We start from the raw sequence: 26290 nt of genomic DNA on the forward strand, positions 1-26290 counted from the left end.
CAGCGGGCACGGCTGCCACGGAACATCACGCGCACCAGACACCCGTCCAAGGGAGGACCATGTGAAGAAGCGGATCAGCGCCGCCACCACCCTGATAGCGGCTGCCCTCGCCGTTGGCACCCTGGCGGCCAGCCCGGCCTCGGCGTACAGCGTGCACAACGTGCGCGACTACAACACAACCATCGAGGGCAGCAACGGTGTTCGTTTCCGCACCGCCCCGGGCTACGACACGACAACCAGGGGACTGCTGGCCAGCGGTGACAAGATCAGGGTGACCGCGACAAACCCCGGCGGGCACGGGAACTGCCGCTGGTACAAGGCAACGCTGAGGGCCAAGTCACGTAACGGCCTCCCGAAGGGCACCACGGGATGGGTCAGCTGGGTCTACGTACACAAGAACGTCCCCAAGGGCACGCAGGGCTGCTGATCTTGATGGCAGGCCTGGCCCGTTGCGCCGTTGCCGCCTGACCACTGATTCCCGGTCAGCTCGTCCCCCGGCTGGTCGGGCCCGCCGAGTGATGAGCCCTGGTCCGGCTCGATCGCGCCATTCCTCAGCCGCGCACCGCTCGGCCTGCACGGGGTGCCGCCGAGGTAGGGCGGCACCCCGCCGCCCCAGCACCTCAACGCCCGCTGAGCCGAAGCATCACCCGCACTCCGCACCGTGCGGGTCGACAGGTCCGGCTCCTGCACCAACCCCTGATGGTCGGCCCGTCGAAGGACCGTGCGACCTCGTCCCGGCTGCCCGCCAACTGGCCGCGTGTCTCGCGTGACGCAGTTCCGCTAAGCCGAGGCTCGGCCATGGCTGGCCCAGCCCTCCCTGACCCCCGGTGCCCTTCACCAGGGCCCCACATACCAAGGAAGTGTGATCCGATGACGAAGTACGGCGCAGTCCTCGCTGCCGGCACCGTCACATTGGCAGCGCTGGCCGGCACCCTCGCGAGCGCGCCGACCGCCGCGGCCGCCACGTCGTCGTCGTGCGGCGCCACCTACGGCTACGTAGGCAAGCACGCCCTGACCAAGGTCTCGGGGCGGAGCGGCCCGCGCACAGGCGGATACGTATACGTCTACTACAGCACCGCAACCAAGAAGAACTGCGCGATAACGAAGCCCGTGGCCCAACTGAGGGGCAACGCGTGGGGACTCGGGGTGGGCCTGCACAGCCCCACCTACAAGGACGGCGAGTCCGACGGATACGCGCGCGGGCAGGTCTACACGCGATGGGCTGGCCCGGTCTACGTGCGGTCCCCGCACGCCTGCATAAACCTCGTTGGTGATCTCAACACCGGGGCGCCTGGTCATCTCCGCGCCCACTACGAGGTCTCGAAGAAGGACGTCCACTGCGACTGATCACGCCGCCTCGGCCAGCCACAGCGCGATCGACCGGCCGAGCCCAGCGGCTGGCCTGCTGAAAGTTCCTGCCCCGGGCATCGTCGCACTCTCTTCAACCGCACCAACCAGATCACCAAGTCGGCATTCTCCCTAAACCACCCTGGAATCACCCACGAAGGAATGCTCATGAGTATTCAATCGCGTGCAACTGCCGTGACCGTCTCTCTCGCGCTGGCATTCGGTGGAGCTGTCATAGCAGCGTCACCGGCGTCTGCGGTCGGTTCCTCTGCCTGCGACTACCGCCCCGCATACTCTCCCGTTTCCAAGGCCACCACTACCGTCAATCTGCGCAACGGTCCCGGCACTTCCCACTACTCCAAGGGCCTCCTCACGAAGGGAAACCGCTTCGATCCGCTGTGCAGCGCCAAGAACCACGTGTGGTTCTACGGCAAGGTCCTCAGCGGGGCCAACGCGGGCAAGTGGGGATGGGTGAACGGGCACTACCTGAGGGAGAGGTAGGCCCGGCGACGGTCGGACCCCACACCGCACCCGTAAACCAGCCCCCTCAACTCGACACGTCATCCGGAATCCAATAACCGGGTGGCTTTCACGGGCCCGAACCACCGATCTGAAGGCCGCCAAGACGGCTCACGGAACTCCGATTTTATCTGCAGGAGTTCGAGTGCACCAGCCAGCACATCAAGTCTGCCTGACATTCAACCAGGCACCATGCCACACCACCCGATCGGTGCGGCATCTCATTGCTGCGCCCGGATCGAACTGCATTCCGCACGCCTCCCGATCCGGCAAATCCCAAGTAACTCATCTGACGAGAGGACACTCATGATGCTCCGCACTGCGCGTATGGCCGCCTCGGCCGTACTGGCCCTATCGGTTACGGCCGGTGTAGCGGCGACGGCGACCACCGCCTCGGCCGCCCCTTCCAAGGTCGGCCGCAGCGCCTGCACCGAGTCGGTGGGGCTCAACACCACCGTCTCCACGACGGTGCGTTTCCGCACCGGTCCGGGGACCAAGTACACCGCGACCGGTCAGCTCGCCACGAACACGCGGGTCTACTGGGCCTGCAACAAGGGCTCGACCGGCAGCAGCAGGAGCTGGGGATACGTGAAGGTCAAGTCCGGCGTGCACAAGGGCGAGACCGGCTGGGTTGCTCGCACCTACATAAACACACCGATGCAGCTGGACTGACCGTCCATCCGCTGCCCGATGCGCTTGCGGCTGCGCGGAAGACGCCTGTGCAGCCGCAGCGAGAAACAGGCAGCAAGACGAGACGAAGTATCCACGCCACGAACCGGAACGTCGACGCGTCAGCTGGCCAGAGACGAGCCCACGACATACGTGCACGGAAGCACGGAGGACCAGGCCAAACATGTGGCGGCTCTTCGCCGTAGTGCGTCCCGGTCCTGGCCATGTCGAGATCAGCGCCACCAAAAGCAGGCCGGCCTTGTGCCGGTGGCGCCGCGAGCCCAGAGCCGGAATACGAGAAGCGAGGAAGAAATGCGTAGGTGGACCCGTGCCGTTCCGACGGCATTCGGTGCTTTGGCCCTGGCCGTGATACTGACCGGATGCAACGACAAGGATTCGGCAGCGGCGCGCCCGAGTTCCGCCTCCAGCACGGCGCAGGAGCAGACGACGTTCCGTCTCGGCCAAGCAAGTCCGGTGCAGGAGAGCACCATGCAGGACTCCGCCGGCGCCACCTACAGAGTCACGCCTACCAAGGTGGTGACCGGCACTGAGGCCGACATAGACAACTCTGGGCTGGAGAAAGACGCGAAGGACGGACCGCAGGTCCCTGTGTTCGTCTGGTCCACGCTGACCCACGAGAGCGGCAAGGCCATGCGCGTCGGTGACATGGACGACGACCTGGTCATCAAGACCAGCAGTGGCCAGCGCACACGTGCCCTCATCGTGCTCCTTGGCCAGGCGAAATGGCCAAACTGCCCGTCCTTCGACAGCGACAAGAAGCTCGCGGCGGGGCAGTCGGAGCAGATCTGCACCGCCTTCCTCATCCCGAAGGGCCAGCGGGCGAGCGCGGTGGAGCTTACGCAGGGCTACTACAAGGAGCCCCTGGAATGGCCCGTGAAGAGCTGACCGGGCCCACGAAGCAAGTCGCGAGAAAACGGCACCCCGGGCAGGAGGAAGACCAGATGGCAAACAACGGCACCAGCCCGCACGTCACTGGTCAGCGCAACAACCGCTCACCGTTGCCCCGGGATGTGCGAGAGCCCACGTCCGCCATACCGCAACTGCCCGTTTCCTCCCTGCTGCTCGATCCCCCACCGCTACAGATGACCACGCGCGACAATCGGGGAACGCTGACCCGGATGGCCTACGTCGACGACCTCGACCAGGTCAACGAGATGCATGCCAGGTGCTCGCTGGAATCGTGCTATGCCCGCTACCACGCAGCTCGCCAGACCGTGACGCCCCGCGAGTGGTGGCACCTCTGTGACCGGGCAAACGGCACGACCTTCATCACCACCCCACTTCATGATCCGTCCCGCGTCATCGCCGTCACTCACCTGCTGCGCACATCGGCCCCCCATGTCCGAGAACTCGGCATCCTCGTCGAGGACTCCTGGCAAGGACAAGGGCTGGGCACCGTGCTCACGGACTACATGGTGACCCTCGCCCGCACATACACCCTCGACTGCCGGGCCATCACAGCCATGACGGGACGGGGCAACCAACGGATGCTGTCCATCCTGCGGGGGCTGAATGCCGAAGTGGACTGCACGGGCGGACCCACGGTCGACGCACTGATCCGCGTCGAGGAGTAGGCCGTGCACAAAGCCATCCACCAGGCTCCTGCTTCCCGTCGTGCCGAGACCCACCAGGCTGGCCGCCATCGAGATCGTCAACCTCACGCGCGGGCCATCGTCTTCCGTCATCACCGGGGCAGCAGCCGACGAGGGCGTGGCACCACGGCACGAAGGATTCCGCAGCACAGACCGAGTTCGGAGCGCGACCTGTCATCTCGGGGGCTGACCTCGCGCAACACCGTCGGCTGCTCCTGACCAGCCGCATGAAGACATCCCACGCTGAATTGGAGATCTCCTCAGTGCCCCCGCTCCTCACAGATACTGGACACGACGCGCCCTTCGTCCTGGATGACGGCACGGTCGCGTGCACCCGCACGGCGGTCGTCGAGGACTACCCGCTCGTCGACGACCTGCACACCCGCTGCAGCACGGCGAGCCTCGCCCGACGGTACGGAGCCCGCCGTCCCGGATTCTCCGTCGCCGAGTGGCAGCGCATGGTGAACAGTCCGCGCAGTCGGGTGCTCCTTGTCACCCCGGACCAGTCTGATCACGTCGTGGCCATGGCGTCGATGGTCGAACGCTCCAACGCCCCAGAGATGTGCGACATGGCGATGCTGATCGCCGACCGTCCTCCGGACGCCTACCAGTCGCGTGGGCTCGGCACGCGACTGGCCGATCTCGTCGCCGACCTCGCCCGCGAGGCAGGATTCAAGTTCCTCGCCGTGACGTCGCTGTGGACGAACTGGCGCATGCTGCTCATCGTCGAGCACCTTGGCGGACCGGTCCTTCCCCAGACCTCGTACGTGCGCAACATGGCCCTGCTCGGCTTGTTGCCGAACGCCGGCCTCGACGTGGCCGACGAGATCGATCTCCGGATCGCGCTGTGAAGGCGGCAACGGTATCCGGCACCAAACGGTCCACCGTCGTGACCGACGACGGCGCCCGGCTGACGGTATACACCGACGGCCCGTCGCGAGCCGGCGTGACGGTAATCCTCAGCCACGGGTTCCTGATGACCGCGGACGCATGGCGTATCCAGGCCCGCGAGCTCTCTGCCCTCGGAGTGCGAGTAGTCCGCTACGACCAGCGGGCCCACGGCAACTCCACAGCCGGAGAAGCTGCCCCCACCGTCGATCAGCTCGGCGCCGACCTTGCCGACGTCATCAACGCGACGGCGCCTCCGGGCCCGGTCGTCCTTGCCGGGCACAGCATGGGCGGCATGGCCACGCTCACCGTCGCCGCCCGCAGGCCAGAACTCATCAGAAGCCGCCGCCCGCGCGTTGCGCTGATCTCGACGGCATGCACGAGGGCCAAGCTGGTGCCGGGCAACCGCCCGCTCCACTGGGCCAAAGCCGCGGCTCGTGCCAGCTACTCGTATCCCGTGTGCTGGCTGCCGCCGGCCGCCGACGTCGTACGCCAGCGGCTTCCGAGCCGTCATGCGTGGGCCCTTCGTCCCGGTGCCGAACACCGTGACGAAGCCCCACCACCAAGCCGACAGGCCCTCCGTCGCACGCGCACCGAGCAGATCGCCTTGCTGTGGAAGTCGCTGCGCACCTACACCACGGCTGGACGCCTCCGGTCGCTCGACGAGCTCGCCGATCAAGTCGAGATCGTCACGGGTGAGTTGGACGACTGGATCCCTTTGTCTCAGACCCGCGAATTGGCCCAGCAGCTGCCGAACGCGCGTCTGCATGCGCCCGTCCCGGGCGCCGGGCACCGGCTGCCTTCCGACAGGGTTGGGCACAGGGCTGTGACCCAGGTCCTGAAGCGAATGGCTGAGACGGCGCTTCATGAATCCGAAGCCGCGGACGCCCAGCAGGCACATCTTCAAGGTGAACTCGCATGAACCGAGAACGCCAACAAGCGTCAGCCGCCCCACTGTCCATCCGGCTCGGCCCCGACACGACGATGACAGTGCGGTTCGTCTCCGAGCCGACCGAGCCACGCCGCCGGCACAGAAGACGCGTCCAACGTTCCGACTATCACGGCGAATCCATTCCGCGGGAGACGGACGTCCGTCCTGGCTCTGCGTCGCCCGACACCTAATCAGGGGGCAGGCCCAGGCCCTGAGCGCTCACGCGGCCCATGGTGAGGCGGACAGCGGGCCCGGCCTTCAACAGAAGTGTTCGCCGCCACCCCCTTGGCCTTCTCGATCGCTGTGGATCGGAGAGCCTATGAAGCCGCACGTCCGTAGCGCCCTCGCTGACTGGCACACAGCCTGGACCGCTCAACAGGACGCTGCCCTGATCGCCTTCACGGCCGCGTTCCCTGGCCTTGGCCGAATGGAGCCCCCAACGGGCTGCTGTGATCCGCGCATGAAAGTGGAACGGCCCGGAGAGGCAACCGGCTTCGTGTGCTTCGACGACCACGGCCGCGCCACCGTGGACTTCAAAGGGATTCCACAAAGCGTCCTCGGCAGGACTCTCGAAGTCATCTTTGGTTGTGACTGGTTCGACGAGGGGCCAGATGGAATCGGCGCCGCCCTACCCGGCACCTACACCTGGGACGACGACGCGACATATGCCGAGTTCGAAATAAAGGTTGAGCCCGACGCCACAGCCTCGATCTGCATGTCATATGTGACCGTGGACGACGCAGTCGTGCTACTTCATGAACTTGAGACTCACCTAGCCGATCTAGCCATTGGATCTGACGATACTTGATGCCGACTTTGCACTTTCCCGCCAATCCGTCCCGGGCCGCAGCCTCACGATGAATTCCGAGACTTACCACCTCCAGGCATCCCTCGCTGAACAGGACTCGTCGGCCAGCCTGCCGAACTACGATGACGACACGGTCGGCGGAGGGCAGGCGATGGGCTTCATCAGGATCTTCCAGGACACCGGGTCCCGCTCGGGTTGGCATTCCGTGTGGGACCAGGGTGAGCCGCGCGACGAGGGCTGGGAAGCCGTGTCCACGAACAACCGGGCAATCTACGAGGTTCGGCTTGATGGTGTCCCGAAGGGGCGCGTGATCGCCCGGCACCCCCACGACGGAAGACCCTGCTTCGGATACTCGTTCCAGGGAGAGCTGGGCCTGGAGCCTGACCAGGTGGTCAAGGTCGGGCAGCACGCCCTGTCCGCGCATAGGCCCGCCGAGGACGTCGCTGCGTCACACAGCTCCGGGGTGCCCGTACCCACCGAGAGGCAATGGCCGGTGTCCGTCAGGCGATAAGGCCACGGCGGCGGACGTACGGGATCCCTACAGCAGTCGGGGCTCTTCATGCCGCGGCCTTCAGCGCGTCCAGCTTCCTGTCAGACGGTCTGGTGCAGGCCTCAGGGCTGTCGCGTTCGGCCGCCATATGGCCGTGAACGGGAACTCGTTGTCCACCCAGAGCACGCCGGCCAGCTCGGGGGGCATCGCCCACCGAGGCGGGTTGCCCGGCTGGAGCTCCATGGGGGCATGGATGAAGGTGTCACCGTAGTTGAACTGCACAGTCACCGTGTGCTCGCCGTTGAGGAGACAGTCGAGCTGCTCGATGCCGAGACCCGTGAACTTGTCGGCTCCTGCGGCAACGATGAGGGGCAGGCCGGTCTCCTCAGCCAGGGCACGGTACTTCCGCACCTTCTCGTCGATGCCCGCGACCAGCGGCTGGGCCGAGACGACGCCGGCCATGCTGCTGGGCGGCACCAGGATCGTGCGCATCGCCGGCGCACGCATGGCCGTCCCCGTCTGCCGGTCGGCCTGCAGGAGGAAGGTGTAGCCCTGGCTCGGGAACTCCGTCCGATGCAGTGGAGACAGCAGGTAACGGCGCAGGTCCTGGGCGATCCTCTTCGCCGTCCGCGCGTCCGGCGGATCCAGAGGACGGTCCTGAGGACCAGCCACGGTCAGCACTACCGGAACGGGGATCTCTTTGACTCGCTCGACGAGGTTGTGCCAGGCCCGCATTCTCCCGTACATCTCCTTCGACGGGCTGTGCGTCAGGACCTCGACCAGGGCGAGCGGCTGGCCAGCTTCGTCAAGTACGGTCCAGTCCGGAGTCTGCGTACCCCAGAGCCGTTCGTACTCCACCCTGAGGCCCGACGCTCTGAGGGCCTCGCCGGCGGCGAGTTCAATGTGATCACTCCAGAAGTTCTGATCCCGCCAGAGGTTCCGAGCGTACGTCTCGGCATCCTTCTCTGGCAGCAGCGCCAACTGCGCATCCAGCCACGCCCGCCAGGGCTCGTATTCGTCCTCGACAGCGAGGTCGTAGGACAGAGGCCGGCCCTCCGGGCGACGGTGGCCGTATCGACTCCTTTGTTCAGCCACGAAGTCAGGGCCAAACCAGCGAGTCGGCTGTGCGGTCGTCATGAGAAGGGAGTATGAGCCCTCTTGACCGCCGCACGCATCTGAGTTGGCCGACCGTGCAGCATGTGATATCGCTCCGGAGCGGTCTGCCCATTACCCAGCTGATCATCGACCGTCCCCAATGGTTGGCGCACATGGCCAAGTACGGGTGGTGTCCATCCCGGCTGTCGATTGTGGGAGACCGCAGCGGACTGCGCGCAAGGTCGGCCGCCTGCTTTTTCTCCGCTCCTTCGTCACGGAGAAAAAGCGACCGTCCTCTCCTGCACTCCGTCCGGCGGCCCCCCAAAATCTCTCTTCGCCGGGAGGGGCCGGGGGCCGATCTCCTCGGCAACCGCCACGCCGGACTAAGCCCGTCACCCGACAGCGGGACACAGGGCGAAGGCAAACTCCCAGATCACCATCAGCGGTCGCATTCCCCCAGCACAGGGCCCATTTTCGGATTGACCACCCCGCGAAAGAAAGATAGATTTACCTATGTAAGGACGGGGCAGGGCAAAGCCCCGGGAACCCACTCTCGACCAGGAGTCTTCGTGGAATTGAAGGACTTGAAGTCACCGCTCCGGCTGAACGAGACCACCGAACTCAAGGCGGTTTTCGACCCGGTCTTCCGCTCATTCTCGGTCCAGCTGTGGAGGGACGGCTCGCCGGCCGGGCTGCTCGGATTGGCTGGCGAGTTCACGCACCCCGACGACGTGCTCGACGAGGTCGATGACTTCCTCACCGAGCACGACGAGAGCGAGCTGACAGAGGAGCAGATGGCTCGCTTCGGCGGCATGCTGATCATGGCGAAGGGCGGCCCTGACGCCGAAATGCTCCGGCTGGCCATCGAGCGCCCCGAGAGCGTCATCATCCTCGACTGATCACGCCCCGCCGGGGGCCAGGGCCGTCACCCTGCCCGGCCCCCGGCGGCGGACCCCGCCCGTCGGCGGCGCCTCCCTCAGCGAGACGCCAATGCCGACCGTGCGCCCTCACGAGCTCCCACCGGAAAACGAAGGGATCAGCTACACCTTGCGTACTCCCGCAGCCATCGCGCAGCGCGCCGCCGGGATCCTCGGCGGCAACTGGGCGGCCGAGCGCCACCCCTGGGGCGTCCACGGCAGCCTGACAGCGCCCGAGACCGACACCTTCACCCTCCATGTCGACGACCACGGTCACCTGTGCCTGGAAGCCGTCTACGGCCGCTTCGGCGAGATCGCCCGGTTCCCCGAGCCGACCACCGAGGACGGCGCCGACGTCGTTGCCCAGGACGTCGCCAAGGCCATCCGCCAGCACTTGGCCAAGGATGAAGGCGAGTCAGCCGTGTACCAGGAACTGAACCTGGATGCACACTTCTCCGCCGCGGACTACAGCGACCCGGAGACGCCCTGCCACCCGAACGTCACCATCGCAGGGGCAACCGGCTTCTTCTACATCGACGAAGCTGGAGTCCTGCGGCTCTCCGCCCACCTGGACTCGCTCACCGAGATCGGCATCCGCCTCTGGGGCGAGGACTCCGTACCCATGCTGATCACGCTCGACGGTGGAGTCGTGTTCGCCTCCACCGGACGGTGGGTGATCCAGTTCCAGCACCCCGACGACGGTGGTGACGACGGGGTATGGGAGTACTCGATCCCAGCGGACGAGGCTCCGAACGAGGCGGCGGCCCGCGCCGTCGCGCAAGCCCGGTTCGCAGCCGACATCAAGGCCCATGGCAACACAAGCGCCTGGGACGGCACCACGATCCGCAGCGTGCGGTTCATCAACGACCAGCCCATGGCGTGAGGCCGTCGGAAGTGGCTGCTCGCCAGCCTGAAGCAGCCAGGCGGCCGACTATCTGACACCGACCGATATCGCTGCCGGATGCCGCCCGCCTCCCTCGCGGGCGGCATCCCTGCCCAACCCCTATTCAGAGACAAGGCGTTCGCGCCCGAAGCCTGTTGTCGGCGTGCAGCGGCAGCGCCAGGACGCACAGGATCCGCTGCGGGGCAAAACGCAGATTCACCTACGTCGTAACGGGGGCAGGGCAAGCCCCCGGAACCCACCTTCGGCAAGAGGTAGACAACACATGGGTGCCCACAGCCCCGAACTACTCCAGCTCGACCTCTGGGACGAGCACCTCCCCACTACGGTCGGCGTCAAGCCGACGACCGTCCTCTCCTATGGACTGGGGGCAGATTCGACGCTGATCTTGATTGACATGCTGCGCGACCCGCTCAGCTACGGCCTGGAGCCCGACCTCTCCGACCTGATCGTGATCACTGCCACGGTCGGCTCGGAATGGGAGGACACCGTCAGGCTCGTCGAGGAGCACATCTTTCCCCTCCTGCGGCGGCATCGAGTGCGGTATATCCAGGTCGCGCGGTGCGGCCCGTACGAGGCGGACGGCTGGGAAGTCCTCGCCGACTCGCGCGCCCCGCAGAAGTTCGTCCCACGTGGTCGCTGGACCCTCATGGACGAGCTCTCGCTCAACGGCACCGTGGTCCAGGCCGCCGGCGGGAACACGTGCTCGCTGAAGTACAAAGGATGGCCGTTGGACCAGTGGGGGCTGACCGAGTTCCCCGACAGGCCGTTCCGGAAGATCGTCGGCTACCACGCCCGCGAGGGGAAGCGGGCCACAACCTACGACGCGTGCCAGCAGAAGGACAACGCCAAGGCCCGCAGAACCATCTGCACCGTCGAGTACCCGCTCATCGAGCGGGGCTGGGATCGCGATGTCGTGGAGGCCCGACTGTTCACCGAATTCGGCTTCGTGTGGCCCAAGTCGTACTGCACCTTCTGTGTCTATTCAGGCTCCTGCGCTGCCAAACCGGCCCATATGGCACGGTTGCGCGACCACCTGTCTCAAGCCGTCGAGGTGCTGGCCCTGGAGTACACGTCGATGGCGCTGAACGAGAACGGCTCGTTCTACCCGAAGGAGACCCTGTACGACCGGGTCGCCGAGGACGGCAACACCGCGGCGCTCCGGGCGCTGGAGGACCACCTGTCCTCCACGGAGTGGGCCCTGTACCGAATACGCCGCGTGTTCCCGGCGGCCCGCACCGACAGCTGCCGTGAGCGACATGGCGACTCCTGCCGCTCCCCGTGGCCCGGTTGCGTCGACCCCGAGACGGGTGAACGAACACCGCCGTGCATGCAGTGGCACGGACCCACTTGCCGTGAGCCTCAGCCAGCATGCCGCGACGCGTCCCGGAAGGGGAAGGCGAGCCGGTCAGTCAAGATCGTCTTCAAGGGAACCCGCGCTCAGGTCGCCCGCCTCATACGCAGTCGCGCACAGGACAACGACGAGCACGTCGAGGAAGCCTTCGGGCACCCTCTTGGCCACGTCCGCAGTCAGGCCCTTTCGCGCAGCTCGCGCTTCCCCACTGTTGAGGAATTCCACGCAATCGCCCCCAGCGGCGTGATCGAGAAACAGAAGGAGAACTTCGAGAAGCTGTGGCGGGAGACCTGCCGACAGCTCAGAATCCCCGTCTGATCCCGCAGAACGGCACCGCTGCCCGGCTTCGCTCAGCGTCACAACGAGCCGGCCGAGGCATTCCCTCTTCCCGGCATTCCGAGTGTGGGGCCCTCGGCGGGAGGGGTGCAAGGACGGGCTTCGCCGCATCCTTGCACCCCTCCCGTTCGGGCCCCTCTTTCTTTTTCGCCGGTAAGGGGAGGGGGGTACTCAACGGCACCACACGGCATTCGGTACCACGCCGCGGCCGAATGCAGGTCGCATGCACAGACACGCTCGGGCGCGACTCGACGGGCAGGCATAAATCGCCCCCAATCCCTTTCCGCATACCCCCGTTCTCGGGTTGACCCACCACCCGAAGGAACGTAGATTTACCTATATCGAAAGGGGGCGGGAATGAGGAACAAGAACCCGCCCGCCTGACTCAAACGCAAACAAATCCGCCCCGGTTACTGATCCTTGAAAACTCCACAGAGCGCCTCAATTTAAATCCGCAGCACATTGACGTGATTTCAAGAACCGCAATTCCAAAGGGGCAGGGCAAAGCCCCAGGAACCCACGCTTCGGAACGGAGTCACCTACGTGACCGACAACCCCATTTCCATGACCGACCTCGCGACCGCCCTCCGGGAGGGGGCACAGCTTGAGGCGCACGGCCTCTATGGCAAGCAGGTCGTATTCACCCTCCCCAGCTCCGGGGACCAGATCACACTGTGGCCCGCGCCGCCCAAGCCCGCGTCCCGTCCGATCTTGAAGCTGCTCTGGATGCGCCGCACGCCGCAGGACAACGTCGTCGCACGCGGTGAACTGCCCTGGACCAGCGACGCCAAGCCGGTCGTGGACTGGGCGATCAGCATGGCCTACTCGGCCGACGAGATCGCCCCCCAGTACGCGCCCGTCCTCACAACGCTGCACGAGCACGGCATCAGGGCCAGCGTCGTCCCCGTTCAGGGCGTCGGCTTCCTCATCCGAGCCGACCTCCCGGACTCCACCCACCTGATCATCGGAGGCCCCGAAGGCCTTCCCAGCCGTGCCGACCAGGTGAAGCAGTGGCACGTGCAGCACGAGGGCGCAGACGACCACATCGCCGTCGTCCACCACAGCCCCGACCTCCACCAGATGATCAACGACACCAAGCGCTACCTCCAGGCAACGGCCATCCGCTACGGCGGCCGTCACCCGCTCGGGGCCCCGGCTCCCGAAGAGCAGGAGGACGGGCCGGACAAGCTCTACAGCCTCATCTCCGAGCTGTCCGGCCTGCGACGCGTCGACCGCACGGCCCCCGGCGGTGCCCTGATGACGATCTTCGACGCCGACGGCTACAACAGCGCCACCATCGCCGTCCCGGCCGAGATCGTGACCCGCATCAACCGCCTCCTTTCCGTCGAGCTGCAGGTCATCAAGATCTACGGCGGCTAGCAGCCGACGCACACACAACGTGCCGGGCCCGGAGGGCAAACCGGGCCCGGCACGCACGAACCCACAACCACGGATGGACACATGACCCCCCGTATTCCCCAGGCCCCCAACCACTGGCCCCTGGCGCTGACCGGCACCACCAGCGACCCGGAACCGGCCACGCCTCCTGACACCCTTCAGACGGTCCCGCTGGTGTGGGCGTCGCCGCCCTGGTTGACGAGCTGGAGCCCAGCAGGCCGACGGCCCGCCTTCAGAGCCGATGACCCACGCGTGCGCATCGCCCGCCTCCTGGCAGCCGAACTCGGCACCCGTTCCACCCACGACCTGATCCGCGCGGCGGAGGCCCGCGATTTCCAGGTGGTCACGGTCGAGAACGTCATCGAGACCGCGGTCTGGCTCACGTCCCGGACCGTCGGCAAGTAACTGATTCCGAACTCCTTCACCGCGTCAGGCCCGGAGGGCAAACCGGTCCTGACGCGCCCCGGAACCCACAATCGCAGGAAGAGAATTTGAGTCTCACTTTCACCGACATGTACGCGGGCGCTGGCGGCTCCAGCACGGGCCTGGTCAATGCAGGACTCGAACTCAAACTCGCCGCCAACCATTGGCAGGTCGCGGTGGATACGCACACTGCCAATCATCCCGACGCAGAGCATCTCTGTGCCGAGATGGAGTACTACGACATGAGGCGCCTCCCGAAGACGGACATCCTTTGGGCGAGCCCCATCTGTACGGAGATAAGTCCCGCAGGAGGCCGTCCACGCCTCAAGGGGCAAGTGGACGACGAGGAATGGAAGGCCCTCCCGGACAAGGCGTTCCAGCGGACACGGGCCACTGCCTTCGAAGTCATCCGCGCCGTGACAATCCACCGCTACAAGGCCGTATTGGTCGAGAACGTCATCGAGTTCGCGACCGATTGGGAGTTGTTCGACTGGTGGCTGGCCGGAATGGCGCAGCTGGGCTACGAGTATCAGATCGTCTGTGTCTCGTCCGCACACATCGGGGACGCATTCAATCTCCCCGCTCCGCAGTGGCGTGATCGCTTGTACATCGTTTTCACCCAGGTCGGAATCCGTCGTCCCGACGTGAAGCCGACGCCGCTCGCTTTCTGTGAAGTCTGCGACGAGGACGTTCACGCGGTGCAGACCTGGCGCAAGCCCCGTAAGCCCCGCAAGGGCCAGAAGCCCCGGAGGAGCGGAGTCGGCAAGTACGGCGTGCAGTACGACTACACGTGCCCCTGCGGCCACGGGGTCGTTGAGCCGTACGTCCAGCCCGCGTCCTCCATCATCAACTGGGAGGACGAAGGCATTCGCATCGCCGACCGTCACAAGCACGGGCTTGACCCGCTGGCCGAGAGCACCATTGCTCGCATTGAGGCGGGGCTGGAGATGTTCCCCGAGGCCCCCTCGGTGGTGACCCTGAACCACAGCGGACACGAGGGCAGGGCATTCCGGCCGGACACGGCCCCGCTTCCGTCCCGGTGCGCGAAGATCGGGGAAGGGCTGCTCCTCCCGCCCGGGGTCCACCCGTACGCCACGTCTTCCCCTGATCTCGCGGCTCCGCCGTTCGTTATCGAGCTGCGCAACCACGGCAAGGCGCGGAAGATCAACCGGCCGCTGTCCGCGGTCATGGCGGGCGGCAATCACCACGGGCTGGTCATCCCGTACCGGAAGGGCGCGAAAGCCAAGCCGACGTCCGAGCCGCTGCACACTCTCTCCACGCACGACTCGGCCGGACTCCTGCGGCAGGCGGCACGGATCGAAGACTGCCACTTCCGGATGCTCAAGTGGCGCGAGCAGATGAACGCCCAAAGGTTCCCGCCCGACTACATCGTCACGGGCACCAGTGACGCCGCTAGGACAGTCCAGGCCGGAAACGCGGTGAGCTGCAACGTCGCCCAGTGGCTCGGCGAGTGCGTGGCCGCCGTTCTGTAAACCCCGTGGGGCCGCCCCGGCGGCCCCACCGCATTCTTCCCCTTTCAGCCGGGCCCGGAGGGCAAACCGGGCCCGGCGCCCACAAGCCGAAGGAAGCCGCATGGCCTTCTCAGACCCCCAGCACGACGCCCGCGAACGCATCGCCCATACCGCCCGCACCGTCCAGCACACCCGCACCGCCCAGATGGCGATCCGGCTCCTGCTCACCCGGGGCATCCGCCCCCAGGTGACCCGTTCCCGCCCCACTGAGCCGCCGTGGGTGGACGTCACGTTCTCCCACGGAGCCACCTCCGTCAGGTGGTCCAACACCTACTACCGCAACGGCCACAGCCTCCGGTTCAAGCTCCTGCCGCTCACCCTGGCGCCCATCGTCCTCGCTGCCGTCGGCAGCGCCCCGGACAGCGAGTTGGCCACCTTCCACGACCCGACCGATTTCAAGGGCGACGCCGCCCGGTGGCTGGACGAACAGACCGCAGGGCTGCTGGGCGCGGCCGACAGCCGCCCGATGCCCGGCTACGACGAGGAGGCGTCCGACACGCCGATCTACACCTCGGAGCTGTCCGGGCGCTGGCAGGTGGAGGGGATCGCCCTCCTGGAACTGTCCGGCCCGGACATGACCGCCGTGTGCAACCTGGAGGTCCTGCGCCTCAGCGAGGCGGCGGCGCACGCAGCCATCACCGCGTACGCGGGCCAGATCCCGCGGCGCTGATCCAGCCGGCTGCCTGGCTGGCGCCGCCTCGGCACTGCCATTCAGCCGGGATCGACCCCCTTGCTGCCCAGGGTCCGGGCAGCCCCCACCGAACACCTCAACCTAGGAGAGCCCCATGCCCAAAAACCTCAGCACCCCTCCGCCGTGCGGTAGCGCGTGCGGTGCCCAGCTCGAACTCTTCACCCCGCCGCCCCTGCCCGCGCCGGCCGCCGGGTTCGACTGGGATCGCAACGACGTCGTAATCGTCGGCGACAGTGGCGGAAAGGACAGCGGTGTCCTCGTGCACGAGGTGTGCACGCAGGCCGATCAGGCAGGCCAGTTGCACAAGGTCAGGGTGTTGCACTGTGATCTCGGCCGTACGCCGAACGGGCATCTGATCGAGTGGCCCGGCGCGCTCGAAGTGGCCCGCAGCCATGCCGACCTGTACGGAGTGCCGTTCGTCGTCCGCCGCAGTCAGCGATGGCCGTCCCTCTGGGACCGGATCATGGATCACGGCAACTGGCCTGGTTTCTTTGCCAGGTTCTGCACCTCGGATACGAAGACCGCCGTCGGCCGCGACTATGTCGACGAGGTCGCCGCCGAACTGCGGCTCGGCCGCCCCATCCGCGCCGGGTACGCGCTGGGCATGCGCGCCGAGGAGTCCCGGGCCCGCGCCAGGAAACCGGTCATCGAGCAGCACCGTATGACGGCGAAGACGCTGCGTGACGTCACGACGTGGCTTCCGGTCCACCACCTCAAGACGGATGAGGTCTGGAAGGCCCACGCCGAGCACGGCATCCCGTGGCATCCCGCCTACGAGCACGTGGGGCGGCTCAGCTGCCGTGCCTGCCCGCTGGCCAAGCGGGCGGACCTAGTCGCGTCCGCACGGCTCAACCCCGAGATCTTCGCGGAGTGGGCCGGAGCCGAGGAGCGTATGGGCATGCCGTTCAAGAAGAACCTCACCCTGAAGCAGATCATCGAACTCGCCCGAAGCTGACTGGGCCAAGGGATCCACCCGTCTACGGCGCACACCCTGGTTCCGTCCGGCCGGAGCAGATACCTGAGAACCCAAAACCGCACCAGTTCGGGGAGCCGGAGAGCCGAAACACCGTTGACCCCAATCGCCGGGAAAGATAGATTTACCTATGTCGAGACGGGGTCATGGCTCCAAAGCGGCCTCTCGTCTTCCTCAGGTCGCCCGGGCCGACTGTCTCGATTCCCGGTCGGAGCGCGGCAGGGCAAGTCGCGCTCCGGCATCGAACCCGCAACCGTGAAAGGCAGCCACCCATGGACTTCAAGGGACCTCTCGACATCGAGGCGCCCACCGATTACTCCGCGCTGGTCAAGTCGACGCCGGCGGAGCTCGGGCACGCTCACCTGGCCTACGCCCTCCGCTGGGTCGGCGAGGACGGCACGAAGATCGACGGCGAGGGCAACGTCGTCGCGGAGGGCTGGGCCACGGCGCCCGACGGCTGGGAGACGTTCAACGCCACGTACGCCCCCGAACTGGCCGGGGCGATCTGCGCCGACCTCCTCGCCTACGTGTGGGAGGCAGCCGGGAGCGAGGGCCTGCAGCTCTCACTGCAGGCCCTCGTCGACTCCCTGGCGGACGAGGACCTACGGCACTCGCTGCTGGCTCTCCTCGGATCCCTGGCTGCAGCCCTCGACTGACGTCCCGCCCTCAGACCCCTCCGGTGCGCGGCAGGGCAAAGCCGCGCACCGGAGCGGAACCCACCACAACGGAAAGAGCACCCCATGCAGAAATACGCCAGGCGCACCGCCGCCCGCGAGCGGCTCACGGCCGCGCGGCATCAGCTGATGATGACCCAGGCCGTGTTGACGCTCCACCGGAGGGCGGCGGCGAGGCGCCAGCAACTGATCGACAGGACTGACGGCCGTCTCGCCCAGTGGCGCTCCGAACAGCGGCTCCTTCCCGGTGACTTCAGCAGTGAGTGGATCGAAGCCACGGATGAGCAGCGGATCCTCCGTGAACGGTCCCTCCGGGAGGCGGCGGCCCTGACGGCCGCCTATGAGGTTGTTGCCGCCGCTCATCGGCTGGCTCTCGGCGCGGCTCACCGCGAGGTGCACCCCGTGCCCGAGCAGGGCACCGTGATCGCTCCGGCGAATCCGGTAGCACACGCCGTCAACTACACGGCTGCTTACGCCAGTTCCCACGACGGTGACGAGGTCGATCATCCTGCTTCCCTGTCGGCCGACCGGGTCGAGTTCATCCTCGGCCAGTGGCAGAAGGTTCCGTACGCACGGATCCTCCTCGATGCGTCGTGCACGTACACCGTGGCCCTGCCCGGCAGTTACATCGAGCTGCGCCCCGTCGACGAGCCCGCTCCGACCGAGGGCGACGTGCTGCACGCGGCCCTCGGCGCGTACGGCGTGCCGTCGTATCCCATGTGGGAGTGCGGCATCACGTATCGCGTGATCCCGCTCGACATCGCCGCCACCGGGGAAGACGTCCACACTGGGCCGCGCCTGTTCGTCAAGTCCGACGAAAGCGCCGATCGGCCGATCGCCGCTCACGACGAGCCGTGGACGATCACCTTGCACGACGCCGACGGCGACCTGATCGACACGCTGTACAGCGGCTCCCACGGGCCCGGGGGCATCGCCGAGGAGTCCGCCGACTGCGCGAAGTTCGCCGCGTCGTGGATCCGCGACAACGCGGACGCTCACCTCTCCGGGTTCTGACCGATCCCCTGCGTCCGGGACGCGGACATGCGCATGGCCGCCCGCGTCCCGGACTCGGCTCATCTCTTTCTCCAGCCGGCGAACTTGCGTCCGGCCCTACTCGAAAGGCAATCGAGCATGGACACCCCGTCCCGCATCCAGCCCCGTACCGAACGCGGCGAAGCCGCCGTGTGGGAATACCTCGACACCTCTTGTGTCGGCGCCGTCTTCAACCAGGACCCCGCCGTCCGCGGCATGCGCGCCGTCCTGACCTACGGCCGAGACCGGTGGACGGCCGGATGGGAGGCACTCCGCACCAGCCCCCACTTCCGCAGCGAGGCGGAGAACGCCATCACCACCCTGTTCGGCGATGTCCTGCACTACTGGGCCCGCCGGAACCTCAACGCCTTCGACCTGCTTCAGCGCCGCATCTGGGAACTGCGTGGGGAATTCGAGATCTTCGACTTCGGCAGGTTCGCCGACGCAGAGGAACTCGCGGCCCTGGCCCCCTCCGACCTTTCCGAGGTCATCGCCCGCTTTCTGGCCGATCTGCTGCTGTGCGCCGAGCGGCTGAACCTCAGCTCCGAGGACCTCTTCAAGAACGGACTGCGGTTCTTCGTGGCCGATCTGAACCAGGTGAAGTTCGAACAGCTCCCGCGCGCCGAGCAGCAGGCGCACATCGCCCTGGCCACCCTGGCGGACCTCAAGCTCATCGTCGACTTCCGGCCGCACGGCGACGAAGGCAGCGGCATGTGGCACGTCCAGGAGAACCCGCTCGACCGTACGGTCCTGCCCACCGAGGAGGTCGCCGTCTACGCCGAGCGCCGCCGCACGCTCCTTCGGCCGCGCCCGGAGCAGCCCGGAAGCACCCGGAGCGATTCCCCCCCGCGCTGACCGCACCCCTCTCGTCCACCGTCCGGCAGGGCAAGCCGAGCGGCGGACCCGGAACCCACGCCGTTCCTGGCGGGCGGGCGAACACTCCCGCCCGCCAGGAACGGCCCCCGAGCGGAGTCTTCCTATGACCACCACCGCGAGCACCCCAGCCGACCCCGACGCGGACTTCGAGAGGGCGGCACGCCAGGCCCTGCGCCTGATCGCCCCGCCCAGGTTGCACCTGGTCTCCACCCGGCCTCGGCCCACAGCCAAATCAGTCCCTTCGACAGATGCCGACGTGGAGGCTCTCGCGATCAGCGTCGGCGTCCTCAGCCCCGTTGACGCAGGGCCCCGCTGACCAGTCCTGGCTGGTCAGCGGGCGGCTTGGCCACCGTCTTCTCCCCCCTCGCCCACGCCTCCGGCAACGCCATCCCGACCACGTTGAAAGGCATTCCTCCCATGAACGACCTTGCCGCCATTCCCGTCGCCGCCGTGCTGCTGCACGCCCTGGCCGTCCGTGAAGTTCCCGGCTTCCTGGAACTCGATGAGGACTTCGTCATCGCCCACCCGCCGCACCTTCCCCAGGACAAGGCTCTGGCCAGCGAGCACATCATTCTCTGCGCCCCCGGCTATGTCAGCGGGTCCGTGGCCGAGTACACGGGCGGCTTGTACGCCAGGGCAGACGAGGGCTACGACGGCTCGGACTACTGCGAGATCGAGATGGTCTATGAGGCACAGCCCGGATCGGATCTCATGGCCCACGCCGCCGCGTGCGCGGAGGCCGTCGCCAAGTGGTTTGCCTCGCGCCGGACAAGCCCCGAGTCGTCCGGAGACAAAAGCGGGGCCGACGACACGGACGAAGTCCGTACCAGCACCACCGGAGTGTGCTGACTTGGGCAAAGCCGCCGGCCCCTGGAACCCACAAACGGAAATCTCCATGGAGAGCCCATTCGCAGTACCCGACAGTGTAGGGCCTTGCATAAGACAGGATGAGCACGATGACCACGACCAGAACGCAGTTCGAACAGCGGCTCGCCGAGCTACGGCGCGACGCCCAGGAGCTCACCCGCAAGGACTTCGCCCACCTCGCCGGCGTCGCCGAGAAGACGGTCCGGAACTGGCTGGATGCCGACCCGGACTTCGCTTCCACAGCCCGGACCGGTCCCCGGCGAGTCCAGCTCTTCCCCTTTGACGAAGGCGCTCAGTGGGTGCGCAAGAACCTCTTCGGCCCCGACGAGAGGGCGCCGGAAGTGAGCCCAGGGCCCCGGCTCGCTGCGGAACCCCATCGCATGCCCTACACGCCCGGCGAGCGGTGGCGCTGGGTTGACATGGCGCGTCTTCGCGGTGTGACGCCGACCGCCGTACGGCTGCTCGCCAAGGAGTACCAAGACCACCCCGAGCGCCCGTTTCCACCGCGCGACGAGTACGACCGCATGTTCGACGCCAGCGAGGTCGCCGCCTGGTTCCGGTGGTACGACACCACCCGTCCGGGATACACCGGCCCCCGGCCCGCCGAGATCGCAGCGGAGTCCGGTACGAAGGACACCCGCCGCACAGAGGTGATCAGGCGCCTGAACACGGCGATCGACAAGGGCGAAGACCTGACCACCCAGGTGCTTGCCCGGGAACTCGATGTGAGCGCCGACGTCGCGGCCCGCTACCTGCGGCAGGCAGCCGAGGCTGTTCTCCCTGAGCGCGGTCTGATCTCCCGCAGCCAGATCGCCGAGCGACTACCCAAGACGGCCGCCGCACTCACGCCCGAGCAACGCCGAGAGCGGGTGAAGACCCTCCTCAGGCGCAAGAACGCCCCCACGCCAGTTATCACGGTGGCGGACACGCCGTACTACAGCGAGACGGCCATCGCCGAGCTTCTCGCGCCCCCTACGTGACACCGCCGACGACGGCGCCCAGAACGGACAGGCCGCGGTCGACACTCTCACCTTCGCATCCCGGCGATCGAGTGTGGGGCCCTCGGCGGACGGAGTGCAAGGCCGGGCTACGCCGCGGCCTTGCACTCCGTCCGTTCGGGCCCCGCTTTCTTCTTTGCCGGGATGGGGAGGGGGGCATCCACCGGCACCGGACCGGGGGCGGCTCGGCGCCGTGGCCGTGTGCGGCAACACGAGCCTTTCGCAAGCCTCCACAGCCCTGCGACCGGGGCGAAATCCGCAGAGATTGACCCCTGTTGGGCTCGGATTTCACGTTGACCACCCCACCTAAGGAAGATAGATTTACCTATGTCAAAAGGGGGCAGGGCAAGGCCCCCGGAACCCACGATCTACCGAGGAGATCACCTTGGCCGAGGACACCGAGGTCACCGAGTTCTGGATGGTGTGCGAGACAGGCGACATCGAGTCGTTCGACAACTACGACGCCGCCCACGAAGCGATGACGGCCGCCGTGAAGCGTGACGTTGAGAAGCACGGCGAGGAGACGGCCCGGAAGTCGGGTCTGTGGCACCCGTACGGCTACTCGATCAAGGTCATGCAGGGCGGCCGGGACGCCACGGACGACTGGGGATGGAACGAGCCCGACAAGCCGCTGAGCGTGGCCTGAGGGCGCCGCCCGACTCCGGCTGCCAGCAGCGAGCCGGGATCCACCGAATCGCCGGGATGCGCGGATGCGCCCACGCGCGAGCTCGCTCGTGAACGTCGTCGGACACACGAGCCGGCCGGACCGCCGCGCCCGGCACCCATCCCTTCCGCTCTCCAGGGCGCCCGCCGCGCGCCCCGCAGCTTCCGGCCGGGGAGCAACCGGCCTGCTCGAAAGGACTCAATCATGCGTATCACCATCGCCCCGCACGCCCCCGAGGCGCGCGCCGCGCTCGGCGGATACTCCGCCTTCCCCGTCCGCGTGGCCCCTCTGCTCGCCATGCGCCTCACCGTGATGCGGGAGTACGCCGCATCCCGTAACCACCTCGCGGTCTGGGCCGACGCCGCCAAGCAGGTTCACGAGGCCATCGCCGCCGTGTGCTTCGCCCAGGTCGGCCGTCGCCGCAAGTACCGCCGGATCGCCAGCCGTGTCGCGCTGGACGCCATCGTGTCGTACGAGAAGGCCTACGCCACCTCCCTCTTGCGCGACGCAGCGGGCCACTACCACCCCGAGCCCGGCACTGAGTTCCCGTTCGCCGTCTCCGACATCGGGCGCGCCGCCGCCGATCTCCTCGGCGACGAGTGGTCCGCAGACTCCGGCTCGTGGGGCGTGCGCGCTTACCTCCAAGCGGACGACGAGGGCCACGGTTACACCCTCGCCGTCTCCGACAGCGGAGTCCTGCACGTCGTGACCTTCCCCGAGGGACGCCGCACCGACGTCGTCGACGTGTGGTCCAGCGACAAGCTCGGCGACATCGCCGCCCGCGTCGCCGACACCATCCGCGAACTCCGCAAGGGCGACTGACCCAGCTCGCGCGACCGCGCCCCGGTCACGATCCGGTCGGGGCGCCCGCCGCCCGGAGAGCCACGGGCCACCAATCCGAAGTGAAGGGCACCACCCGACATGACCGTGCTGTACTCCCGCGCCCAGGTACGCAACGCCATCACCAAGGGCCTGACCATGGCCGCCGCCGAAGCCCGCGTCCCCAGCTCTGCCGACCGGTTCACGTGGGCCCGCGCCGCCGCCATGACGCTCCTGGAAAAGCCGGGCGCACCGTGGGCCGAAGTGAAGAACGAGCACTACAAGGGCACCCCGGCCACCCCGCCTTCCGACGACGACACACCGCTGTTCACCCGTGACCAGGTCTCCCAGGCCGTGACCAACGGCGTCGACCTCGCTGCCGAGCACAACGGCCGCTCCTGCCCCGATGACTTGGACAACTTCATGGTGAACGCATCGCTCACTCTGCTCGACGACCCGGACGCCGACTTCTACCAGGTCGTCGCGGAGTGCTACGGCGAGCGCCCGAGCGTTGTCCGTTCCTGGCTCTGACCGCTGCCTTCCAGCCGGGGCGCGGCTGCCGCGCCCCGGCTCCACCACCCGCCCGGAGAACGGGCAGTCCCCCCGAGAGAGAGGAATCCGCACGATGACCAGCAAGACCGAGCCCAACGGCTACACGGTGCACGCATTCAACGCGGCCGGTGACGTCCTTGGACTCGACGGCCCCCAGTCGGCCGGAAAGGCGCGTGAGGGCGTGGACGGCCAGACCGCCGGACAGTCCCTGTTCATCGAGACCGGTCACCGGCTGGAGGGCAACGGCCTTCCGGTGCGCGACCGGATCCGCTGGTACGTCGTCACCGATCACAAGACCGGCCGCCACACCTGCCACGGGCGGCCCGAAGGTGTCGAGCCGGGCACCCTGGGCGCCCTGGTGCGCTACCTCGAATTCTCACCGGCTGAGCGGGTGGCGCTCGCGATGCTCGGACACGCCACCGAGGGCACCCCGTTCTGCGGCTCGTGCGAGGACACCGGCACCGTGACCCTGTACGACGGTTCCACCGACGGGGTTATCGGCAGCCGGGCGTGTGAGGACAAGGCATGCATCCAGCGCGGCCGGGCGCGGGCCCGGATCGCTGAACAGCGCCACACGGGTGAGCTGTTCATCGGGCATGAGGTGTTCACGCCGCACATCTGCTCCGAGTGCCACTACGGCGGTTACACGCCCGTGCCCGGCCTGTACGCGAGCACAGGCCCGGTCTACCTGTGCACGGCGTGGGAGTGCGGTCACACGGTCGACCGGAGCGCGTTCGAGGTCGCGGACGGCGAGAGGTTGGCCGAGGCGAACAACCGGCTTCACACCGCCCGTGCCCGCCGCCATGACGAACCCCCCTTCTAAGCACCGCAGCCCCCGCCACAGACGGTGTGCGGCCCGATCGAGTCGGGCCGGGGAGCACCGGGCCACCCCATCCGGGGCACGCCCCCAACCCCACGGAGAGGAACACCACGACATGACCACGCAGGACGAACACCCCGCGGCTCACCGACTCGCCACGGACGGCGCCGACCGGCAGGAGTGGCCGGACGCTGAGGCACTGGAGCGCGACCGGCGGACGGAGGAGCGCACGCGGCCGGTGACAGCGGAGCTGGTACGAAACCGGGGCACCCGGGAAACGGTGGTGTGGCTGCTCGACGACTCCGGCACTTTGTGCGCCACGGCGCACGTGATCCGGCTGGACATCCGCCACGACGTCCGCCAGGACGACGCGGAGGCAGCGGCATCCCGTGCGCTAGTGAAGGCAGGGTTCCGTCCCGTGCTCGGCTGGACGTGGACGGAGGTAGGGGCGGAGGCCTCCCGGCGCCGGTGGCGTATCGCGATCGAGCCGACGGCCGACTACCTGTCGTACGTAGAGCGCCGCTCCGGTCCGCGTCCGGGGATTCCGGCTATCGACGGCGCCACCGTCACGGCGCGCACGCAGCGCGGATGGTGGGACGTCACCACGTCCGACGGTGAACGGTACGCGCTCACGTGGGAGCCGCTGGTCGGCGGCGACCGGTGGACGGTGTGGGGCGGGGAGAACTTCACCCGGCTTGTTCGCTCCACCACCGACCAGGCGAAGGCGCTGTTCGTGCTCCGCCACCCGAGCCACGCTCGCGTGTGACGCGGTGTGGCCCGGGGTGGTGCAGTCCCCGGGGCCGCGTATGGGCCGGTGTCCGGCTCACGGACCGGCCCCAACTCCCGAGAACCGAGAGGATTTCTCATGCCCGCTGATGCTTCCGCCACCGACGCCAAGACGGTTGCCGTCCCGCTGCCCGGCGTCGCAACGCAACGCCCCGCCCGGCGCGGCGACGGATGGCGCCTGAGGCTGGCCGCGCTCGTCGGACGCGGTTCCACCCAGGCTGCCGCGAAGAGGCATCTGGCCGAGCAGATCGCGTTGATGGCGGAGACGATTGCCGTTGAGCCCGCATTCGCCCGGGACGACGACGGCGCCCTGATCGTCGCTCTCGACCGGCCTTGGGGCATCGAGTGGTACCGCGTCACCGACACCCACGCCCGGCGGATCTCGACCGGCGACCGGCACGCGGAGGGCCCCGCCGCCGATCTGGCGCGCGTCGACCACTACACGCTGCTGCCCGCATATGCGTCCGGCCGTGCGGACGGCGCACCGCGTCCGCCCCTGTTCACCATGGCCGAGATCGAGAAGGCACTCAGCACGGCGCACGACCGGGCGCACGCGCACACCGACGACGCCGCCGCCCTGGACATCTTCCGGGGCGCCGTCAAGGCGCTGCTGACCAACCCTGCCTCGGAATACCCGATCCCGGACGACAAGGCCACCGCCGAGGCCTGAACGCAGAGCAACCAGCCGGCCCGGGGCGCCACCGCCCCGGGCCACCCGCCACCGAACGGAGAAGCCCCCATGGGACTGCGCATTCCCCGATTCCATCCACTCTCCGACATGCCCCTGTTCGAGACACAGCGGACGCTGCGCGGCCACAACTTCTACCCGGGCGCGCCCGTGCTGCGCTCCCTTGCACCCCGCGACCCGCGCCGCAAGCCGGAAGCATCGCCGTGCATCGTCTACCACTCCCCGTGGGGCCACCTGGTCGTCACCGAGATCAACCCCGAAAACCTGAACGGCTATGGCTGGACGTGCCGGTCGAGCGACCCGGGCGGCGCCGAGTGGGGAGACCTCGGGTACATGGGCGCGTTCGAACGACGCCGCGGCAGGCCATGGGAGTTCTGGGAGCGCGACCTGTTCTCCGACGACGCGAACGCCGCCGCCGCTGTCGCCCGCATCCTCCAGCGCTACACCCAACCCGTACGTCGCGACACGCGGCATGACCCCGAGCAAGAGGGCGCCCCCGCCACCCCGACCGCACCGACAACACGCCCCGCCGCCACCCCTATCGCTCGCGTGCCGCGCGCGTCCAGGGGCGTGATGAGCCGCCGCTGAAAACGGTCGGCGTTCTCCGCCCCACCGATCACTCCGAGAAA

At 67.7% G+C, this 26290-nt stretch carries 31 protein-coding genes; 30 read left to right on the forward strand and 1 reads right to left on the reverse strand.

The genetic code is table 11. The features are described from left to right. Positions 1-61: 61 nt before the first annotated feature. The 10 genes from K1J60_RS05830 to K1J60_RS05875 all read left to right on the forward strand — a co-directional run bounded on the left by K1J60_RS05830 (position 62) and on the right by K1J60_RS05875 (position 7286). The gene (locus tag K1J60_RS05830) at positions 62-427 is read left to right on the forward strand and encodes an SH3 domain-containing protein (protein ID WP_051851180.1); all 366 of its coding nucleotides are present in this window, start codon (positions 62-64) and stop codon (positions 425-427) included. A 443-nt stretch (positions 428-870) separates the two neighbouring features. Further along, on the forward strand, positions 871-1347 hold the full coding sequence (locus K1J60_RS05835; RefSeq protein WP_220645223.1) for a hypothetical protein: 477 nt from the start codon (positions 871-873) through the stop codon (positions 1345-1347). Positions 1348-1515: 168 nt separating this feature from the next. Then, positions 1516-1848 (forward strand): SH3 domain-containing protein, encoded by a 333-nt coding sequence (locus K1J60_RS05840; RefSeq protein WP_259407570.1) that lies wholly within the window; start codon positions 1516-1518, stop codon positions 1846-1848. A gap of 324 nt (positions 1849-2172) precedes the next feature. Further along, a complete protein-coding gene (locus K1J60_RS05845) occupies positions 2173-2538 on the forward strand; it encodes an SH3 domain-containing protein (protein ID WP_220645224.1) in 366 nt (121 codons plus the stop codon). A gap of 309 nt (positions 2539-2847) precedes the next feature. Then, a complete protein-coding gene (locus K1J60_RS05850; protein WP_220645225.1) occupies positions 2848-3441 on the forward strand; it encodes a hypothetical protein in 594 nt (197 codons plus the stop codon). Continuing rightward, positions 3423-4130: a GNAT family N-acetyltransferase gene (locus K1J60_RS05855; RefSeq protein WP_220645226.1), complete on the forward strand. Its 708-nt coding sequence runs from the start codon at positions 3423-3425 to the stop codon at positions 4128-4130. Before K1J60_RS05850 ends, K1J60_RS05855 begins: the two co-directional genes overlap by 19 nt. Before the next feature lie 245 nt (positions 4131-4375). Beyond that, a complete protein-coding gene (locus tag K1J60_RS05860; RefSeq protein ID WP_220645227.1) occupies positions 4376-4999 on the forward strand; it encodes a GNAT family N-acetyltransferase in 624 nt (207 codons plus the stop codon). Between the two features lie 38 nt (positions 5000-5037). Beyond that, complete coding sequence (locus K1J60_RS05865; protein ID WP_220645228.1) at positions 5038-5958, forward strand: alpha/beta fold hydrolase; 921 nt, start codon at positions 5038-5040, stop codon at positions 5956-5958. Positions 5959-6427: 469 nt separating this feature from the next. Then, entirely contained in the window at positions 6428-6775 is a 348-nt protein-coding gene (locus tag K1J60_RS05870; RefSeq protein WP_220645229.1) for a hypothetical protein, read from the forward strand. Beyond that, positions 6756-7286, forward strand: coding sequence for a hypothetical protein (locus K1J60_RS05875; protein WP_220645230.1), 531 nt, complete (start codon positions 6756-6758; stop codon positions 7284-7286). Before K1J60_RS05870 ends, K1J60_RS05875 begins: the two co-directional genes overlap by 20 nt. A gap of 60 nt (positions 7287-7346) precedes the next feature. Here K1J60_RS05875 and K1J60_RS05880 read toward each other — a convergent pair whose 3' ends face one another. Next, positions 7347-8402 (reverse strand): hypothetical protein, encoded by a 1056-nt coding sequence (locus tag K1J60_RS05880; protein ID WP_220645231.1) that lies wholly within the window; start codon positions 8400-8402, stop codon positions 7347-7349. 527 nt (positions 8403-8929) lie between these two features. Between K1J60_RS05880 and K1J60_RS05885 the strand changes: the two genes are divergently transcribed. The 20 genes from K1J60_RS05885 (at position 8930) to K1J60_RS05980 (ending at position 26249) form a co-directional block, all read left to right on the forward strand. After that, entirely contained in the window at positions 8930-9259 is a 330-nt protein-coding gene (locus K1J60_RS05885; RefSeq protein WP_051851178.1) for a hypothetical protein, read from the forward strand. Between the two features lie 148 nt (positions 9260-9407). Next, positions 9408-10160, forward strand: coding sequence for a hypothetical protein (locus K1J60_RS05890; protein ID WP_220645232.1), 753 nt, complete (start codon positions 9408-9410; stop codon positions 10158-10160). A gap of 283 nt (positions 10161-10443) precedes the next feature. Next, the gene (locus K1J60_RS05895) at positions 10444-11850 is read left to right on the forward strand and encodes a hypothetical protein (protein ID WP_220645233.1); all 1407 of its coding nucleotides are present in this window, start codon (positions 10444-10446) and stop codon (positions 11848-11850) included. A gap of 561 nt (positions 11851-12411) precedes the next feature. Next, a complete protein-coding gene (locus K1J60_RS05900) occupies positions 12412-13248 on the forward strand; it encodes a hypothetical protein (protein WP_220645234.1) in 837 nt (278 codons plus the stop codon). An 81-nt stretch (positions 13249-13329) separates the two neighbouring features. Beyond that, positions 13330-13671: a hypothetical protein gene (locus K1J60_RS05905; protein WP_220645235.1), complete on the forward strand. Its 342-nt coding sequence runs from the start codon at positions 13330-13332 to the stop codon at positions 13669-13671. An 86-nt stretch (positions 13672-13757) separates the two neighbouring features. After that, entirely contained in the window at positions 13758-15182 is a 1425-nt protein-coding gene (locus K1J60_RS05910; protein ID WP_220645236.1) for a DNA cytosine methyltransferase, read from the forward strand. A gap of 100 nt (positions 15183-15282) precedes the next feature. After that, the gene (locus tag K1J60_RS05915; protein WP_220645237.1) at positions 15283-15891 is read left to right on the forward strand and encodes a hypothetical protein; all 609 of its coding nucleotides are present in this window, start codon (positions 15283-15285) and stop codon (positions 15889-15891) included. A 115-nt stretch (positions 15892-16006) separates the two neighbouring features. Further along, positions 16007-16867, forward strand: a complete 861-nt coding sequence (locus K1J60_RS05920; protein WP_220645238.1) for an adenine nucleotide alpha hydrolase family protein — start codon at positions 16007-16009, stop codon at positions 16865-16867. A 290-nt stretch (positions 16868-17157) separates the two neighbouring features. Continuing rightward, positions 17158-17541 carry a hypothetical protein gene (locus K1J60_RS05925; protein ID WP_220645239.1) on the forward strand — a complete coding sequence of 128 codons (384 nt, stop codon included), beginning with the start codon at positions 17158-17160 and terminating at the stop codon, positions 17539-17541. An 84-nt stretch (positions 17542-17625) separates the two neighbouring features. Next, complete coding sequence (locus K1J60_RS05930) at positions 17626-18573, forward strand: hypothetical protein (protein WP_220645240.1); 948 nt, start codon at positions 17626-17628, stop codon at positions 18571-18573. A 117-nt stretch (positions 18574-18690) separates the two neighbouring features. Continuing rightward, positions 18691-19446: a hypothetical protein gene (locus tag K1J60_RS05935; protein WP_220645241.1), complete on the forward strand. Its 756-nt coding sequence runs from the start codon at positions 18691-18693 to the stop codon at positions 19444-19446. A gap of 363 nt (positions 19447-19809) precedes the next feature. Then, positions 19810-20316 (forward strand): hypothetical protein, encoded by a 507-nt coding sequence (locus tag K1J60_RS05940; RefSeq protein ID WP_220645242.1) that lies wholly within the window; start codon positions 19810-19812, stop codon positions 20314-20316. 107 nt (positions 20317-20423) lie between these two features. After that, positions 20424-21314: a hypothetical protein gene (locus K1J60_RS05945; RefSeq protein ID WP_220645243.1), complete on the forward strand. Its 891-nt coding sequence runs from the start codon at positions 20424-20426 to the stop codon at positions 21312-21314. Positions 21315-21717: 403 nt separating this feature from the next. Continuing rightward, positions 21718-21978: a hypothetical protein gene (locus K1J60_RS05950; RefSeq protein ID WP_220645244.1), complete on the forward strand. Its 261-nt coding sequence runs from the start codon at positions 21718-21720 to the stop codon at positions 21976-21978. Between the two features lie 222 nt (positions 21979-22200). Next, positions 22201-22818: a hypothetical protein gene (locus tag K1J60_RS05955; protein WP_220645245.1), complete on the forward strand. Its 618-nt coding sequence runs from the start codon at positions 22201-22203 to the stop codon at positions 22816-22818. Between the two features lie 99 nt (positions 22819-22917). Beyond that, positions 22918-23346 (forward strand): hypothetical protein, encoded by a 429-nt coding sequence (locus K1J60_RS05960; RefSeq protein ID WP_220645246.1) that lies wholly within the window; start codon positions 22918-22920, stop codon positions 23344-23346. Positions 23347-23440: 94 nt separating this feature from the next. Next, positions 23441-24190, forward strand: a complete 750-nt coding sequence (locus K1J60_RS05965) for a hypothetical protein (RefSeq protein WP_220645247.1) — start codon at positions 23441-23443, stop codon at positions 24188-24190. Between the two features lie 112 nt (positions 24191-24302). Continuing rightward, the gene (locus tag K1J60_RS05970; protein WP_220645248.1) at positions 24303-24953 is read left to right on the forward strand and encodes a hypothetical protein; all 651 of its coding nucleotides are present in this window, start codon (positions 24303-24305) and stop codon (positions 24951-24953) included. 99 nt (positions 24954-25052) lie between these two features. Next, entirely contained in the window at positions 25053-25643 is a 591-nt protein-coding gene (locus K1J60_RS05975; protein WP_220645249.1) for a hypothetical protein, read from the forward strand. Between the two features lie 108 nt (positions 25644-25751). After that, positions 25752-26249, forward strand: a complete 498-nt coding sequence (locus K1J60_RS05980) for a hypothetical protein (protein WP_220645250.1) — start codon at positions 25752-25754, stop codon at positions 26247-26249. Positions 26250-26290 lie beyond the last annotated feature (41 nt).

Source organism: Streptomyces akebiae, from assembly GCF_019599145.1.
In the GTDB taxonomy this organism is placed as follows: Bacteria; Actinomycetota; Actinomycetes; order Streptomycetales; family Streptomycetaceae; genus Streptomyces; species Streptomyces akebiae.

What these genes read in the sequence shown, in the direction of transcription:
- K1J60_RS05845 (WP_220645224.1), top strand. Translation starts at nt 2,173, where the DNA reads ATGATGCTCCGCACTGCGCGTATGGCCGCCTCGGCCGTACTGGCCCTA.
- K1J60_RS05935 (WP_220645241.1), top strand. Translation starts at nt 18,691, where the DNA reads ATGGACACCCCGTCCCGCATCCAGCCCCGTACCGAACGCGGCGAAGCC.
- K1J60_RS05915 (WP_220645237.1), top strand. Translation starts at nt 15,283, where the DNA reads ATGGCCTTCTCAGACCCCCAGCACGACGCCCGCGAACGCATCGCCCAT.
- K1J60_RS05960 (WP_220645246.1), top strand. Translation starts at nt 22,918, where the DNA reads ATGACCGTGCTGTACTCCCGCGCCCAGGTACGCAACGCCATCACCAAG.
- K1J60_RS05945 (WP_220645243.1), top strand. Translation starts at nt 20,424, where the DNA reads ATGACCACGACCAGAACGCAGTTCGAACAGCGGCTCGCCGAGCTACGG.
- K1J60_RS05860 (WP_220645227.1), top strand. Translation starts at nt 4,376, where the DNA reads ATGAAGACATCCCACGCTGAATTGGAGATCTCCTCAGTGCCCCCGCTC.
- K1J60_RS05975 (WP_220645249.1), top strand. Translation starts at nt 25,053, where the DNA reads ATGCCCGCTGATGCTTCCGCCACCGACGCCAAGACGGTTGCCGTCCCG.
- K1J60_RS05895 (WP_220645233.1), top strand. Translation starts at nt 10,444, where the DNA reads ATGGGTGCCCACAGCCCCGAACTACTCCAGCTCGACCTCTGGGACGAG.
- K1J60_RS05920 (WP_220645238.1), top strand. Translation starts at nt 16,007, where the DNA reads ATGCCCAAAAACCTCAGCACCCCTCCGCCGTGCGGTAGCGCGTGCGGT.
- K1J60_RS05835 (WP_220645223.1), top strand. Translation starts at nt 871, where the DNA reads ATGACGAAGTACGGCGCAGTCCTCGCTGCCGGCACCGTCACATTGGCA.
- K1J60_RS05970 (WP_220645248.1), top strand. Translation starts at nt 24,303, where the DNA reads ATGACCACGCAGGACGAACACCCCGCGGCTCACCGACTCGCCACGGAC.
- K1J60_RS05840 (WP_259407570.1), top strand. Translation starts at nt 1,516, where the DNA reads ATGAGTATTCAATCGCGTGCAACTGCCGTGACCGTCTCTCTCGCGCTG.
- K1J60_RS05905 (WP_220645235.1), top strand. Translation starts at nt 13,330, where the DNA reads ATGACCCCCCGTATTCCCCAGGCCCCCAACCACTGGCCCCTGGCGCTG.
- K1J60_RS05955 (WP_220645245.1), top strand. Translation starts at nt 22,201, where the DNA reads ATGCGTATCACCATCGCCCCGCACGCCCCCGAGGCGCGCGCCGCGCTC.
- K1J60_RS05880 (WP_220645231.1), bottom strand. Translation starts at nt 8,402, where the DNA reads ATGACGACCGCACAGCCGACTCGCTGGTTTGGCCCTGACTTCGTGGCT.
- K1J60_RS05855 (WP_220645226.1), top strand. Translation starts at nt 3,423, where the DNA reads ATGGCCCGTGAAGAGCTGACCGGGCCCACGAAGCAAGTCGCGAGAAAA.
- K1J60_RS05870 (WP_220645229.1), top strand. Translation starts at nt 6,428, where the DNA reads ATGAAAGTGGAACGGCCCGGAGAGGCAACCGGCTTCGTGTGCTTCGAC.
- K1J60_RS05980 (WP_220645250.1), top strand. Translation starts at nt 25,752, where the DNA reads ATGCCCCTGTTCGAGACACAGCGGACGCTGCGCGGCCACAACTTCTAC.
- K1J60_RS05850 (WP_220645225.1), top strand. Translation starts at nt 2,848, where the DNA reads ATGCGTAGGTGGACCCGTGCCGTTCCGACGGCATTCGGTGCTTTGGCC.
- K1J60_RS05925 (WP_220645239.1), top strand. Translation starts at nt 17,158, where the DNA reads ATGGACTTCAAGGGACCTCTCGACATCGAGGCGCCCACCGATTACTCC.
- K1J60_RS05930 (WP_220645240.1), top strand. Translation starts at nt 17,626, where the DNA reads ATGCAGAAATACGCCAGGCGCACCGCCGCCCGCGAGCGGCTCACGGCC.
- K1J60_RS05965 (WP_220645247.1), top strand. Translation starts at nt 23,441, where the DNA reads ATGACCAGCAAGACCGAGCCCAACGGCTACACGGTGCACGCATTCAAC.